This is a genomic window from Nocardia sp. CNS-044, from assembly GCF_059570515.1.
In genome coordinates this window covers 416727-431288 of the sequence record NZ_JCANSX010000007.1, presented here as the reverse complement: position 1 = coordinate 431288, position 14562 = coordinate 416727, and the positions used below count along the sequence as shown (strand labels likewise).

The 14562-nt window shown below is 69.6% G+C and carries 13 protein-coding genes; 2 read left to right on the top strand and 11 right to left on the bottom strand.

The features are described 5' to 3' along the window. Nucleotides 1-3: 3 nt before the first annotated feature. Together T333_RS16730 and T333_RS16725 are read right to left on the bottom strand one after the other, a co-directional pair. Entirely contained in the window at nt 4-1146 is a 1143-nt protein-coding gene (locus tag T333_RS16730) for a serine hydrolase domain-containing protein (protein ID WP_496425027.1), read from the bottom strand. A 31-nt stretch (nt 1147-1177) separates the two neighbouring features. Next, the gene (locus T333_RS16725; protein ID WP_496425026.1) at nt 1178-1855 is read right to left on the bottom strand and encodes an MBL fold metallo-hydrolase; all 678 of its coding nucleotides are present in this window, start codon (nt 1853-1855) and stop codon (nt 1178-1180) included. 50 nt (nt 1856-1905) lie between these two features. Here T333_RS16725 and T333_RS16720 point away from each other — a divergent pair, with 50 nt between their 5' ends. Together T333_RS16720 and T333_RS16715 are read left to right on the top strand one after the other, a co-directional pair. Next, a complete protein-coding gene (locus tag T333_RS16720; RefSeq protein ID WP_496425025.1) occupies nt 1906-3885 on the top strand; it encodes a TPM domain-containing protein in 1980 nt (659 codons plus the stop codon). A 45-nt stretch (nt 3886-3930) separates the two neighbouring features. Beyond that, nucleotides 3931-4749: a MerR family transcriptional regulator gene (locus T333_RS16715; RefSeq protein WP_496425024.1), complete on the top strand. Its 819-nt coding sequence runs from the start codon at nt 3931-3933 to the stop codon at nt 4747-4749. Between the two features lie 143 nt (nt 4750-4892). Here T333_RS16715 and T333_RS16710 read toward each other — a convergent pair whose 3' ends face one another. The 9 genes from T333_RS16710 to T333_RS16670 all read right to left on the bottom strand — a co-directional run bounded on the left by T333_RS16710 (nt 4893) and on the right by T333_RS16670 (nt 14302). After that, complete coding sequence (locus T333_RS16710) at nt 4893-6332, bottom strand: molybdopterin-dependent oxidoreductase (protein ID WP_496425023.1); 1440 nt, start codon at nt 6330-6332, stop codon at nt 4893-4895. A gap of 138 nt (nt 6333-6470) precedes the next feature. Further along, nucleotides 6471-7430: an MlaD family protein gene (locus T333_RS16705; protein WP_496425022.1), complete on the bottom strand. Its 960-nt coding sequence runs from the start codon at nt 7428-7430 to the stop codon at nt 6471-6473. Next, complete coding sequence (locus T333_RS16700) at nt 7427-8482, bottom strand: MlaD family protein (RefSeq protein WP_496425021.1); 1056 nt, start codon at nt 8480-8482, stop codon at nt 7427-7429. The genes T333_RS16705 and T333_RS16700 overlap by 4 nt, the downstream gene beginning before the upstream one ends. After that, entirely contained in the window at nt 8482-9564 is a 1083-nt protein-coding gene (locus tag T333_RS16695; protein WP_496425020.1) for an MlaD family protein, read from the bottom strand. Before T333_RS16695 ends, T333_RS16700 begins: the two co-directional genes overlap by 1 nt. Further along, the gene (locus T333_RS16690; protein ID WP_496425019.1) at nt 9564-10601 is read right to left on the bottom strand and encodes an MCE family protein; all 1038 of its coding nucleotides are present in this window, start codon (nt 10599-10601) and stop codon (nt 9564-9566) included. The genes T333_RS16695 and T333_RS16690 overlap by 1 nt, the downstream gene beginning before the upstream one ends. Then, nucleotides 10589-11596, bottom strand: a complete 1008-nt coding sequence (locus T333_RS16685; RefSeq protein WP_496425018.1) for an MCE family protein — start codon at nt 11594-11596, stop codon at nt 10589-10591. The genes T333_RS16690 and T333_RS16685 overlap by 13 nt, the downstream gene beginning before the upstream one ends. Continuing rightward, nucleotides 11596-12627, bottom strand: a complete 1032-nt coding sequence (locus T333_RS16680; protein WP_496425017.1) for an MlaD family protein — start codon at nt 12625-12627, stop codon at nt 11596-11598. Before T333_RS16680 ends, T333_RS16685 begins: the two co-directional genes overlap by 1 nt. 2 nt (nt 12628-12629) lie before the next feature. Beyond that, the gene (locus T333_RS16675) at nt 12630-13493 is read right to left on the bottom strand and encodes an ABC transporter permease (protein WP_496425016.1); all 864 of its coding nucleotides are present in this window, start codon (nt 13491-13493) and stop codon (nt 12630-12632) included. After that, nucleotides 13493-14302: an ABC transporter permease gene (locus T333_RS16670; protein ID WP_355000722.1), complete on the bottom strand. Its 810-nt coding sequence runs from the start codon at nt 14300-14302 to the stop codon at nt 13493-13495. Before T333_RS16670 ends, T333_RS16675 begins: the two co-directional genes overlap by 1 nt. Nucleotides 14303-14562: the final 260 nt, after the last annotated feature.

Sequence of the window (14562 nt, the reverse complement as noted above, 5' to 3'; positions counted from 1 at the left end):
TGGCTACAGCGCCGCGTAGGCCGCCGCGACGAGATCGTAGGCGCGGCGGTCGCCCGCGAGACCATCCCGGCGCAGGTTGGGGATGAAGGCCAGGGCGAGGTCGTGTTCCAGGTCGCCGAGGCCGACCGAGCCACCCATTCCCGGATGGCCGAAGGCGGTGGCACGCGCGCTCTTCGGGAGCTGGAAGTTGAGTGACGGGCGCATGTAGCCGAGGCCGAAAGCGCTGTCCAAGGCGAGGACTTCGTCCGCACCGCGCACTCGTTCGCGCACGGCGTCGCGCAGCGTCTCGGGGCGCAGCAGATCACCGCGGATCAGGTCGCGGTAGAAACGGGCCAGCGCGCGCGGTGTGGTCACGATGCCGGAGCCCGGCCAGCCGCCCGCGAGCACGGTCGGATCGTTGTAGGAGCCGTTGGGATTCGTCGACCCGCGCATCAGAAGAGAGTCGGGATCGCGATACGACTCGACCAGTCGCCGCACGGCGGGGTACTCGGGTAAATCCTCTGTCCGCCACTCCATTTGGGCGGGAGGCGGAAAGCCGAGGCGAGCGGCGTTCGCGATCTCGTCCGGGCCCGCCCAGAGTTCCGCGCCGAAATGCTCCCTGACGAACTCCGGAACGGTCCGGCCGGTACGCCTGCGCACCAGCTCGCCGACCAGCCATCCGAAGGTGAGCGCGTGATAGCCGTGCTTGGCGCCGGGCTCCCACACCGGAGCCTGTCCCGCGAGTTCGGCCGCCATGGCGGCGGGATCGGCCGCGTCGAACTTGGTCAGCGACCGCTCGAAGACCGGCAGTCCCGCGCGATGGGTCAGCAGGTCCTCGACGGTGACCGCGTGCTTGCCGTGCGCGGCGAACTCCGGCCACCAGCGCCGCACCGGCTCTTCGGGACCGGTCCCCGCGCGCTCCATGACCAGCAGCGCGGCGGTGGCGGTGACGGCCTTCGTGCAGGAGAACGCGACGCACGGAGTATCAGCCAGCCACGGCCGCCCGCTGCGTTCGTCGGCCACCCCACCCCACAAATCCACCACCGGCCGTCCGCCCGCGAACACCGCGACCGCCGCCCCGCGGTTCTGCCCGTCCGCGAAGCTGGCCGCGAATACCTCCCGCACCTCCCGAAACGCGGGATCGCAGGTACCGGCAACAGAATTCACACAAAAATTAGAACACGTTCTACAGCGTGTGTCACCAGCCGCGCTCGCGCCACTCCGCCAAGTGGGGGCGTTCGGTGCCGAGGGTGGTGTCGTCTCCGTGGCCCGGGTAGACGACGGTGTCGTCGTCGTAGCGGTCGAAGAGTTTGGTGGTGACGTCGGTGTAGAGGGAGGTGAAGTCTTCGGGGCTGTGGGTTTTGCCGACGCCGCCGGGGAAGAGGCTGTCCCCGGTGAAGAGGTGGATGCGGCCGGGTTCTTCGGGGAGGGCGAGTGCGATCGAGCCGGGGGTGTGGCCGCTGAGGTGGATGACGGTCAGGGTGAGGTCGCCGATCTCGACGGTGTCGCCGTCGTCGAGGAGGCGGTCGGGGGTGACGGGCAGCGGGTCGGCGTCGAGGCGGTGCGCCGCGGTGGGGACGTCGAGCTCGGCGGCGACTTCCTTCAGCGCCCACCAGTGGTCGGGATGCTGGTGGGTGGTGACGATGAGCCGGACCTTGCCAGGCGCTTCCTGGGCGACGAGCTCGAGGATGCGGTCGGGTTCGTTGGCGGCGTCGATGAGCAGCGCGGCGCCGGTGGCCGCGCACTGCACGAGGTAGACGTTGTTGTCCATGCCGCCGACGGACATCTTGACGATGCGCGCGCCGTCGAGATCGCGCTGCTGCGGGTTCGAGCCCGCGGACACGTGGCCGGTGTAGGGGCGGTCGATCGTGATCACGCCACGATGCTATCCACTGATTCGCCGGGAACCGGGGATAGATTCATGGGGTGCCGTCGCAGCCGAAACGTCGCGTCCGCTGGTCCGCCCCGGTGGCGGTCGGTCTCCTGCTGCTGGCCACGGCGCTGATCGGCGCGCCGACCGCCACGGCGGAGCCGCCGAGCCGGATGGACACCTATGTCGTGGACAGCGCGGGCGTGTTGGACGACGGCCAACAGGACCGGGTCCAAGCCGCGGTGGACCGTCTCTACGACGACCGGCGGGTCCGCCTGTGGATCGGCTACGTGCGCGATTTCGACGGGCTCGGCGCCGAAGCGTGGGCCGCACGCACCGCTGCCGCTTCCGGTTTCGGCACCCGCGATCTGCTGCTCGCGGTCGCCACCGGCTCGCGCGACTACTGGTTCTACGGCGACCTGCCCGCGGACATCAGCGAGAGCGAACTGGACGAACTGTTGACCCGGGAGGTCGAACCCGCGCTGCGCGACAGCGACTGGGCCGCCGCGGGCATCGCGACCGCCGATGGACTGAACTCGGCGATGAGCGCGGGCGGGGTGAGCGTTCGTACGCTGCTGATCCTGGCCCTCGTCGTCGCCGCGGTACTCGGCGCGCTGCTGCTCTACACGCGCAAGCGCCGCCGCGATCGGAACCGCGCCGAGCTGGAGGCGGCGCGCAAGGTGGATCCCGACGACAGCGCCGCCCTCGCCGCGCTCCCGTTGGAGGCGCTGCACGAGCGGTCTCGCGAGGTGCTCGTCGAGCTCGACAACGCGATGCGCACCAGCGCCGAGGAACTGGAATTGGCTGTTGGCGAGTTCGGCGCGACCGCCGCGACGCCGTTCACCACCGCGCTGGACAACGCGAAAACCGCCGCCGCCAAGGCCTTCGCCATCCGCCAGCGGCTCGATGACGACATTCCGGAGACCGCCGCCGACCAGCGCCGTCTGCTGATCGAACTGATCGGTCTCGTCGGCCGCGCGGATCGCGAACTCGACGGGCGGGTCGCCGAATTCGACGCGATGCGCGACCTGCTGATCGACGCGCCAGCCCGATTGGACGCGCTGACCAGGGATCTGGTCGACCTCACCGGCCGCGTGCCCGCCTCGGAAGCCGAGTTGGCCCAGCTCACCGCCGCGCATCCAGCCAGCGTGCTCGCCCCGATCCGCGACAACACGGCGATGGCGCGCGAACGCATCGCCTTCGCCGAACAGAACGTCGACGCCGGACGCGCCGCGCTGACGCGGCCGGTCGGCGAACAGGGCGCGGCCGTCGGCGCGATCCGGGCCGCCGAGGGCGCCATCGGCCAGGCGCGCACGCTGCTGGACGCGGTCGACAACGCGGCGACCACGATCCAGCAGGCCCGCGACGGACTGCCCGCCGCGCTGGACGAACTGCGCAAGGACATCGACTCGGCCACCGAGCTCGTCGCGTTCGGTGGTTCGGAGCTGGAAACCGCCACCGTGTCAGCGCGGCAAGCCCTGGACAAGGCGTCGGCCACGGCCGATGCCGACCCGCTGGACGCCTTCCACGACGCGGTGGCCGCCGACGGAGATCTGGATCGCGCCATCGCGGCCGCCACCGACCGCAAACTCGCCGCCGAGGACCTGCGCCGCCGCCTCGATCAGGCGCTCACCGATGCCCGCACCCGGGTAGCCGCGGCGTCCGACTACCTCACCACCCGGCGCGGCGGCATCGACGTGAACGCCCGCACCCGGCTCTCCGAGGCGCAGCGAAATCTCGACGCGGCGCAACGGCTCGGCGGCACCGATCCCGGTCAGGCGCTGCGGCACGCGCAGACAGCGGCCGACCTGGCGGGCCGCGCGCTACAAGAGGCGCAGGCCAGCGTGCGGGCGTGGGAGGCGAGCAGGCCGCCTTCGGGTGGGGCCCAGGCGGGCGCGGTGCTCGGCGGCATCCTGTTGGAGGGGTTACTGCGCGGCGCGGCGGGTGGCGGGTATCGCTCCGGCGGCGGGTACCGGCCCGGCTCGTTCGGCGGTTCCAGCGGGTCGCGGCGAGTCAGCCGGGGCGGGCGGTTCTGAGTTCTTGACCCTGACACCGTGTGAGGCCGTAGACCGGAGAGCGTCATGTTCAGCATCGGAGATTTCGCCAGACACGGACGGGTGTCGGTGCGCATGCTGCGCCACTACGACGGCATCGGGCTGCTGCGGCCCGACGTGGTGGACCCGGCCACCGGCTACCGGTTCTACGCGGCCGGACAGCTCGCCCGGCTCAACCGCATCGTCGCGCTGAAGGAACTCGGCTTCACCCTGGAACAGGTGCGCCGGATACTCGACGAGGAGGTGAGCGGCGCGGAACTGCGCGGCAGGCTCACCCTGCGGCACGCGGAGCTGGAGCAGCGCATAGCGTCGGACCGGGAACGGCTCGTCCAGGTCGAAACGAGACTCCGCGTCATCGAGAAGGAGGGCGCCATGCCCGTGCACGATGTGGTCGTCAAATCCGTTCCGGCCGTCCGGGTCGCCGAATTGACCGGCGAAGCAGCGGATTTCGAGCCGGGATCGATCGGGCCCGTGGTGGGTCCGCTGTTCGAGGAGCTGTGCGTGCGGTTGGAGCGCGCGGGACTCACGCCGGTCGGCCCCGCCATCGCCTACTACGACGAACGCGCCGACGGGTCGGTGCTGGTGCACGCCGCACTCCCGGTCGCGGCGGAACCCGATGCGGGACAGGACTTCTCGATCGTCGACCTGCCGGCCGTCGAGCAGGCCGCCACGGTGGTGCACCGCGGCAGCATGAACGAGGTGCTGGAACCGTGGCAGGCGCTCGGCCGGTGGATCGACGAAAACGGCTACCGCTCGCAGGGTCTGGCGCGCGAGGTGACCCTGGAGTACACCGAGGACCCCGCCGGATGGGTCACCGAACTTCAGGAGCCGATCGCCAGCCGGTGAGCGCGCCGCAGCCTGGAGTCGTTGCGGCGGCGACCCTTTCGAGTACAACTCGGCCGGGACGCCGCCGTTCGGCGGGCCTGCGCGGTAGCCGCGGCGCACGGATGCTGTCGAAACGATTCAACCGCGCGACCCGCCAGGCAGGCTCAGACTTGCACGGTGACCGAGTGCATGCCGGTGGGGCCCAACGGGAACGGTGCGCGGGTGGCGCTTTCCTGCACGTGCCCGGAGCGGCTGATGGCGCGGGCGCGCAGCGTATGCGGGCCCGGCGGCAGCTCGAGCGTGGTGCGCCAGCGCCGCCACGCGGCGGGGGCCAGTTCGGTACCGAGATCGACCGGGCGCCATTCGCCGTCGTCGACGCTGAGTTCCACCTGCACGACGCCGTGCGGCGGCGCCCAGGCCACGCCGGTGACGGTGAGCGTGCCCGCGACGGTGCGGCCGGGGGCGGTGGCGTCGATGCGGGCGTGCGGCTCCACCCACAGCAGTTCGTCGGGCCAGCCGCGCTGGACCCAGTAGTCGGCGTGGCTGTCGCCGGTCAGTTCCAGTTCGGACAACCACTTCGCGCCGGTGTACTGGCCGTAGAGTCCGGGCACGAAGACGCGGGCCGGGAAGCCGTGCTCGGGCGGCAGCGGTTCGCCGTTCATGCCGATCACCAGGTAGCCGGGCAATTCACCGGAGCGCAGCGGTTCGACGGGCAGCGAGATGGTGTAGCCGTCGACGGCGCGGGTCACCAGCCGGGTGGCGCCGGGCTCCGGAATCGCGTGCTTCAGCAGGTGCGCGAGCGGCACGCCGAACCAGCGCGCGTTGCCCGCCCTGCCCTGGCCCGCCCGGTTGTGGATGCAGACCATGACCGCGTCGAATTCGACTGCGTCGGCGGCCAATTCGGTCAGTGACAGCCGCAGCGGGTGCGCCACCCTACCGGTGACGGCGAGCCGCCAGCGGTCCGGGTCGATGCGCGGCGGGCGCAGGTTCACGTCGGCGACGTAGAACCGGCCCGCCGTGGTGATCAGCGGGGAGAGGCCGGGCTCCTCGAGCCCGTCGTCCGGCACCAGGCCGATGCCGCCGAGCGGGCCGACGCGCTGAATCACACCGTCTTGTTCGAGATCGTGATCGCGGTGCAGCTTGCGCGCCGCGGCGAGCAGTCCCGTGCCCGCCGCCGTCCACGCCAGCCTGCCGAGCAGTCCACGCGGGCGCCTGCGCAGACCGGTCGCCAGCACCGCGGCCGCCGCCGACGCCCCCGCGACCGTGGACGCGGACCTGGTCGACTTGCGCAGCGCCAGGCCCGCGGCACCCGCGCCGAACACCGCCGCGGCCGGTGTGCGCAGGCGGGGCGGCAGCGCGCCCACCGCGGCGGTCGCGGCGATCACGCCCGCGCCGACGCCGAGCCGGGTGACCGCCTTGTCGTGCCTGCCCGACAGTACGACGGTGGCCTCCACCACCGGCACCGGCGCGGTGTCGATCATGGCCCGGCCGACGGTATCGATCAGGGATCCGCCCTTGACAGCGGCGATCGCCTCCCCCAACCCCAGGGCGGCCATGCCCACCGCGGCCGCCCCGAGGCCGCCGCTCTCTTCGTTCGTCCGCACCGCCCGAAACACCCGCTTCCGCGTCATCGCCTACGTGGTCTCCCCAGCATTGTCCACGAATCCGCAGGCTCGGCTAGGGCGATTGCTTCCGATCAGGGGGAGCGGAACAGGCAGTCTCGTGGGCGGACCACGCGCCCGCTACTTCACACCAACCCGAATACGCACGGCCCCTTCGGGTTCGGTAGCCGCCAGCGCCTGCGTGATCAGCGCGCTGAGATCGACCTGCGGCGCGCTGTGCGCCGCAGCGTCGGCGAGCGGCTGGAGCATCGGCGCGAGCGGCTTCACCTCCGGGCCCACCGTGGCGATCCACTCGGTGAGCCGAGTCATGAACGGCACCAGCCCGTTTCCCTCCAGGTACATCACGGGCGTGTCGCCGGTCTGTGCCAGGCGGCCCACCGCTTGGGCGATCTGATCGACCCGTTGGCCGAACTCGACGAAGTTCGGTGCGGCCGTGTCGAAGGAAGGCCCGGTCCAGTCCATGTCCGGCGCGATGGATTGCAGATCCGACATGATGGTCCCGATTTGCGGTGACCGGCTCATGATGGCCGCGGCCAGCAGGTCGGTGGATCTGGCGAGGCCGGGCGTCACCGATTCGGTGCCCTCCATCGCGATGCCGAGGGTGTCGATGAATTCGCCGATGGCGTTCGGGTCGAGCTGGTTCATCACCTGGGTGACCAGGCGGGCGACCTCCGGCGTCGAGAGCGGCGCGCGCACCCGAAGGCCTTCCAGCACTTGGCCTTCGGTCAGGTAGGGGCCGTCGTCGGTATTCGGGGTGAACTCCACGTACGGCTCGCCGAGCGCTGACAGTCCCTCGATGACGACGGTGCTGTCCACGGGAAGCCGGTAGCGCCGATCGAGGTCGAAGTCGGCCTCCACCCGCCCGCGCCCGCGCCGCAGCGCGGTGACCTCACCGACCTTCACGCCGCGCAACAGGATCGGCGAACCCACCTCGAGCCCACCGGAATTGGTCAGCGCCAAGGTCGCCCGCAGGTCTTCGCGCAGCGGCTCCACCCGCACGACGCCGAAGGTGAGATAGGCGATGCCGAGCACCGTGATGACGGCGATCCCGCCCAGCGACAACAGCGAACCGACCTTCATCGCACCGCTCCGATCATCCGCAGCGCCCCGACGATCTGCTCGACCTGGTCGTCGGTGGAAACGTCACCGGAATTCACCGTCACCCCAACGATGTTCACCTTCGGTCCGCGTTCGACGAACGGGATGATCCGATCGCGGATCAGCGCGACGAGGGCATTCAGATTAGACGGCGCGGTGAGATCGAGCGGCCGCGACGTGAGGGCCAGCGGGACGAACGCGCGAGCCGCGGCATCACCCGCCTGCGCCAGCGGGGCCAGCCACACCAGCGAATGCGCGACACTGCCCAGCGCGCCGAGTACCCCGACGACATCGACGATGGACGCGACCGAGGCCGAAACCTGTTCCACGGCGGGCTCGGTCAGTAGTTCGGCGACCTGCGGACCCATCTGGCTCACCACGGCGGAATCGGCGGTCAGCGCGTCGAGGAAGATGTCGACCTCCCGCAGGTGTTCGGCGAGGTCGATCGCGTTGGCGCCCACGGTTTCCGAGATCCGTGCCGTCTCGGCGGGATCGGCGGGCAGCACGGTGTTCAGCCGGTCGACGATCTCCTGGAACTGGCTGATCGCCCCTCCCTGCGCGAACGTCGCGACGCCCGCCATCGTGTCCTCGATCTGGGTGGCCGGGACCGTCTGCGCACGCGGGATGGTCCCGCCCGCCGCGAGGAGCGAACCAAAGCCGTCGGGCGGAGTGGCCAGCGCGATGTGGATGTCGCCGAGCACCGTGTTCTGCCGCAGCTGGGCGAGGGTGCTGGTCGGAATCCGCACCGACTTCTCGATCTCCGCCTCCACGACGACATAGCCGCCGCCGCCGTTCGTCGCGGCCGGATCGACCACGGTCACCCCGGTGACGTTGCCGACCTGCGCTCCGTTGGCCATGACCTTGGCCCGCGCGGGCAGGTTCAAGGCGTTGGCGAACTCGATGCGGATCGGGTACGTCGGCCCTGATACGGAGGCCCCCGGCACCGGAACCGAGGCCGGATCGAACGCGCAGCCGCCGAGCAGCGTGGCCGCGAGCAGCGCGGCGAGCAGGCCGTGGCGAATTCTCGGAGCCATCACCGCGCCCCCGCCATGCCGAGGACCCAGTGCACCAGGTCGACCTGCGGTTTGCCATCGGCCGACGCGCCGCAGCGCCCGGGAGAGATCGCGTTGATCGCCGCGCACACCTGTGCCGCATCCTGTTCCGGTAGGGCCACTTTCGGTGGCAGGTAGGTGAGACCGGTCGCCGTCACGGTGCCGATAGCCGCGGTGAGCGCCGGGACCTTGGTGACGATGTCGCGCAGGCTGTCCACGTTGTCGCGCAACAACCGCACCAGCGGCACGGTGGCGTCCAGCACTCGGAAGATCGGATCGCCGAACATGCTCGTGATCTCGTTGAGCATCGGCAGCAATCGCTGGAAGCTGTCGATGATCTCGACGGTCCGGCCGAACAGTTCGTTGTTCACCTGGCCGAGTACGTCGGAGAGGCGCAGCAGCATCGACTTGATGTCGCCCCAACGGGCGGCCACGCTGCCCGACAGCGAGGACAGCGCGTCGATGAGTCCGGCCAGGTGGCCGATGGCGGCATCCGGGGAGTTCAGCGCGCCGCCCAGCTTGCGGACGATCTCGTTGAGCTGCGGGCCGGTGCCCGCCGTCGCCGCGTTCAGCGCGCCGATGCCGCGGGCCAGCGCGTTCTGTTCACCGCCCTCGGGACCCGTTACCTCGCTGGACAATTCGGCCAGCGCGCCGAGCGTTTCCGTCATGCTCTTCGGCGTCAGCGTTTTGGTCAGGCACCGCGCGGAATCCCAGCGCCCCGTGCCGGTATTCACCAGCGCGAGTTCCCGATCGGCGACGATGGTGTCGGAAACCGTCGTCGCCGCGGCGTCCGCCAGCAGGGGATGGTCCGCGTCGACGGTGAACTCCACCCGCACCGAGGTGGGCGACGGCTCGATCGCGGTCACCTCGCCGACCGGCAGACCGCGCATGGTGACGTGATTACCGACGTACAGGCCGATCGTGTCGGGCATCAGCGCGCAGTAGGTCTCGGTCCTCTTGAAGGGGTCCGCGGCCACCACATACGCGGCCGCCGCCATCGCCACGATCACCAAAGCTCCGGCGACGGACATGAATCCGCGCGATCCGAGGACTTTCGACAGCATCAGCAGACCCTCCCGGCCACGGGCACGCAGATCGGTTCGGCCGACGGCGGCGCCTGCACGGTGGTGTTCGACTGATCGATCACTACCTCGCCCTCGTGCGGAACGAGCTGTCCGAGGCGCTGGCCGAGCGCGTGCACATCGTCGATGACCGGTTGCAGACGTTCACCGAGCCGTTCCAGTTCCGGCACCGCCGCGGCGAGTTGCTCGGCCATCGGCCGGAGCGTGCCGCCCCAGGCGGGCTGCAGCGCGCCGAGCCTGCTGATCACCCGGTCCAGCGCCTCCACTGCCGTGCGCACCTCGGTGCGTTTGTCGGCCAGCAGCGTCTCGAGCAGGTTGACCTTGTCCACCAATCGCCCCAGCTCACCTTTCGCGGCGCCGACGGCGGTGAGGTATTCGTCTGCGATGCCAATGGCTTTCGAGACGTCGGCGCGCTGCTGATCGAGCACGTCGACGAAATGCTCGACGCCGTCGAGCGTGCGACGCAGGCTGTCCGGGCTCGCCTCGAGCGAGTCCGCCATCGCGGCCAGGTTGTCGCGCAGGCCGGTCCCGTCGACGCGGCGAATCGGTTCGACGGCGTCCTGGAAGGCTTGAATCAGGCTGTAGGGCAGGCGGACTCGATCCGACGGGATGGTTCGGGAGCCGAGCGGGACGTTCCCGGCGGGGAACAATGCCACGTAGTGGCCGCCGACGATCGTCAGCATGCGAATGTCCAGCGAGGTCTCCTTGCCGACGAAGACCGACGAGTCGACGGTGAACGTCATCAGCACCCGATCCTGTTGCAAATCCAGCGATTCGACGCTGCCGACGGGGATGCCCGCGAGGCGTACGTCGTCGCCGGGACGCACCGACTGCGCCTCGGTGAGCTCGGCCGTGTAGGTGCGCTCGCCGAACGGCACCGCGTACAGCACCGCGACCGCCGCCATGGCCAGTGCGACGAGCAGCACGCCGAGCACGCCGAGGCGCAGGTCGCGCCTTCTGGTGGCGGCCTCGTCGCGGCGCGGCCGGTCCCGGTCGAACAAGCGCGTCAGCCCTTGCATATCGCCACCTTCTGGCCCGCGATCAGCACGTCGAGCGCGCCGGGGACGTCGGCCCGGCCGCGACTGCACGTCAGAGCGGTGTTCGATGATGTCGCCGGAAGCGCCTCGCGCAGACCGGCCAGCAGGGCGGGCAGCCTGCCGAGCAGGTCGACGAAGACACGCGGGTCCGGGAAGAGTGTGTGCACGATGGTGTCCAGGTCGGGGTTGGCGTCCTCGGTGAGCCCGAGCGTGGCGAGCAGCGAGTCGACCGGATCGAGGACCGGCGGCGCGGTGACCGCGAAATCGATCAGTCCGGTGATCTTGATCTGCAGCGAGGTGAAGACGTCGGCCAGCTTGCTCAGCAGCGTCACCAAATGCGGTGAGCGTCCACCGATTTCGTCCGAGATCTTGGACAAGTTCCTGATCAACGTCGAGATCACCTGCTGCCGGTCGATCGCGTAGCTGCTGAGCGTCCCGATGGCGTCGAGTGCGGGGCCGACGCCGTTGCCGTTGCCTTCGATCACCGCGAGCATGCTCTCGCTGAACTGGTTCACCGTCTCGGGCGAGAGGGTGGCCAGCACCGGCTTCAGACCGTTGAACAGGCTGGTCACGTCGAACGAGGGCACGGTGCGGTCGGCGCCGATCGTCGATCCCGCCGCGGTGCGGCCGCTCGGCGTGTTCTGCTGCTGCAGATCCACGTATCGCTGTCCGGTGAGATTCTGGTAGCGGATCGCGAACCTGGAGTTGTCGTAGACCGGCGAGGCGCGGCGCACGCTGATGCCTACCAGGGCCTGATTACCTTGCAGCGCAATGGTTTCGACCTTGCCGACCTGGACACCGAACATGCGCACGTCGTCACCGGTCTTCAGGCCGTTGGCGTCGGTGAAGACCACCCGGTAACTGTCGGTGTCGCCGGACACGGGGCGCTGAATCGCGGTGATCACCAGCGCGAGCACCGCCACCATCGCGCCCGCGAACAGCGCGAGCCGCAGACCAGCCGCGCGGACCGAGATCATCACCGGCCTCCCGCGTCGCCGAGCAGCGGCGCCAGGACCGGCACCGTGCGCACGTCGATGTCGACGTTCAGGACGGGGCCATCCGGGGTCTCGGGCATGGCCGAGCGCCACCGATCGAGCAACTCGCGCAGTTCGGCACTGGACTGCTCCGGCGTCGACACCATCCCGGCGGCGGCCGCGAGAATGGGCGTCAGCATCGCCGCGTATTCGGCGAACTCGTCACCCGCGCGGTACATCGTCCGTTCGAAGGCCGGGAAGAGCTGCTCGACGACCGTGTCGATGGTCGCGTCGAAGCGCTCGCGGTCCGTGCGCAGCACCGGAATTCGATAGACCTGATCGATCACCTGCAGGGTCGCGCCGACGAACGGCGCCGCGCCGCCCAGCGCCGAGCCGAACTGGCCGAGCTGATACGACAGCGGCAGTGTCTGCGCGTCGGCGACCGTGCGGGCCAGCACCACCATCGACTGCAGCAGCGGCGTGAACGCCCGGATGTCACCCGCGAGCTGGGCAAGCACCGAGGTCAGCTGCGCGGTGAGCACCTCGTTGCTCACCCGGGAGACGCTGCGCAGCAGGCTGCCCATCGTCGCGTCGTAGGCGGCCGCGGCGTTCGCACCGGTCAGGTCGATCACCGTGCCCGGCCGCAGGGCCGCACCGCCCGGTCCGGGGCGCAGCTCGAGTTCGCTGATGCCGAAGACGTTTCCGGTCGCGTAGTCCACGCGCAGGCTGTCGTCGAGACCGTCCAGGCGAGAGTCGTCCAGCAGCACGGTGATCCGCTGCGTGCCCTGCGCGTCGGGTGCGATCTCGGCGACCTCGCCGACCAGCACGCCATCGGCCCTGACCTGTGTGCCCGCGACCACTCCGTCGCCGATCTGCTCGGTGTGCAACGAGATTCGCAGGCCGTCCTCCTCGCGGACGCTGTCGTAGCCGCGCCAACCCGCGCCGACGCATACCACCGCCGCCAGCAAGACCGCCCCGGTGCGCATCGACATCTTGCGGTCGATCGCGACACCGGGCATTCCGTAATTCGGCATTCCTACCCCGTGAAACTGATGGCGGCGTTGAAGCCCCACAAGACGATGGACAAGACCATGTCGACGGCGATGATCGCCACGAAGCTCGCGCGCACCGCGCGGCCGGACGCGACGCCGACGCCTTCCGGGCCGCCGGTGGCGAAAAACCCGTAATAGCAATGGATCAGGATGACCACGGTGCCGAAGATCGCGACCTTGAACACCGCGGCGATCACGTCGAATCCGGAGACGAACTGGAAGAAGTAGTGGTCGTAGACACCCGAGGACTGCCCGTGCACCAACGTGATCAGCCCGCGGCAGGCGAGATAGGACAGGATCAGCGCGATGAGGAAGGTGGGCACGATCGCGATGGCGCCCGCGATCACGCGCGTCGTCACCACGAACGGCACCGAACGCAGGCCGAGCGCCTCCAACGCGTCGATCTCCTCGGAGATGCGCATCGAACCGATTTCGGCGGTCATCCGACAGCCCGCCTGCGCGGCGAATCCGATCGCGGCCGCGATCGGCGCCAGTTCGCGGGTCGTCGCGAACGCCGAGATCAACCCGGTGACCGGGCCCATGCCGAGCATGTCGAGGGTGGCGAAGGATTCGACGCCGACCGACGCGCCCATCGCGGCGCCGAGCACGATCATCATCGGCACGGTGCCGCCGCCCACGATCACCGAGCCGCGCCCCCAGGTCATATTGGTGATGGCGCGCATGGTCTCGGCGCGATAGTGGGTGACCGTCAGCGGGATGGAACTCAGTGCCTGCCAGACGAATCCGGCCGCGAAGCCGATGGCCTCCAGCGGATGCAGCGGCCGGGCCGCGCGTAGTCGGCGGGTCAGCCTGCCGAGCCCGGCGGGGACGTAGGAGGACGCGGTCATCAGGCCAGCCTCGTGGGCAGGAACATCGCGGTCACCTGCGTCAACAACAGATTCACACACACGATCGACACCACCGACAACACCACCGCCGCGTTCACCGCATCAGCCACACCCCGCGGACCACCCTTGGCCTCCAACCCCCGCTGACACGCGATCACCACCACCAAAAACCCGAAAATCAACGCCTTCACCAACGACATCCACACATCCCCCGCCGTCGTGAACGACCCGAACGTCGCCCAATACGACCCCGGCGTCACCCCCTGACCACCGATCGCCACCGCATACCCGGCCAACACCCCCACGAAAATGATCAACACGTTCAACAACGGCGCCACGACCAACATCGCCACCATCCGCGGAATCACCAACCGATGAACCGGACTGATCCCCATCGTGTGCAACGCATCGATCTCCTCCCGAATCGTGCGCGCCCCCAAATCCGCCGCGATCGCCGCCGCCCCCGCACCACCCAACAGAAACCCCGTCGCCATCGGCGCACCCTGCTTGATCACCCCCAAACCACCGGTCGCACCCAACAGCGAATCCGCACCCAACGTGTGGATCAGATTGCCCACCTGGATCGACACGATCACCCCGAACGGAATCGCCATCAAAATCGCGGGCACCGTCGTCACCGTGATCAACCGCCACGCCTGCAAGATCGCCTCACGCCACTGAAACTCCCGACGCACCACATCCCCCACCGCGCCGACCACCGACTCCTGCGCGATACCCACCGCACGACCGAAGGTCCGCAACGACGACGTGACCGTCTCCGAGAAGTTCTCGCGAACGGTGCGCAACATCGCCGGACCACCCCCGTCGGCCGCGGCCGCTCGCGAAATATCGCGGAAGGTCCCCACCAAGTTCGCCGCTCCCTTTCCGCACTGCTCGGGTTGTGACTCGAGCCATAGCCCGGCCGGTGTCCGAATCTAGGGGGCTGGCGCGACCCTTGTCACTGCACATCGGCGAGAAGATCGACCATGCCGATTCGTCTCCAGAGACTAAGTGCGCCAGATTAGCGACGTATCGCTCCTGCTCACCGACAGGCCCGGCTGACCGATTC

Coding starts and splice junctions, on each gene's coding strand:
- T333_RS16705 (WP_496425022.1), bottom strand. CDS start 7,430: ATGAAGGTCGGTTCGCTGTTGTCGCTGGGCGGGATCGCCGTCATCACG.
- T333_RS16685 (WP_496425018.1), bottom strand. CDS start 11,596: ATGATCTCGGTCCGCGCGGCTGGTCTGCGGCTCGCGCTGTTCGCGGGC.
- T333_RS16695 (WP_496425020.1), bottom strand. CDS start 9,564: ATGCTGTCGAAAGTCCTCGGATCGCGCGGATTCATGTCCGTCGCCGGA.
- T333_RS16680 (WP_496425017.1), bottom strand. CDS start 12,627: ATGCCGAATTACGGAATGCCCGGTGTCGCGATCGACCGCAAGATGTCG.
- T333_RS16690 (WP_496425019.1), bottom strand. CDS start 10,601: ATGCAAGGGCTGACGCGCTTGTTCGACCGGGACCGGCCGCGCCGCGAC.
- T333_RS16700 (WP_496425021.1), bottom strand. CDS start 8,482: ATGGCTCCGAGAATTCGCCACGGCCTGCTCGCCGCGCTGCTCGCGGCC.
- T333_RS16675 (WP_496425016.1), bottom strand. CDS start 13,493: ATGACCGCGTCCTCCTACGTCCCCGCCGGGCTCGGCAGGCTGACCCGC.
- T333_RS16715 (WP_496425024.1), top strand. CDS start 3,931: ATGTTCAGCATCGGAGATTTCGCCAGACACGGACGGGTGTCGGTGCGC.
- T333_RS16670 (WP_355000722.1), bottom strand. CDS start 14,302: ATGTTGCGCACCGTTCGCGAGAACTTCTCGGAGACGGTCACGTCGTCG.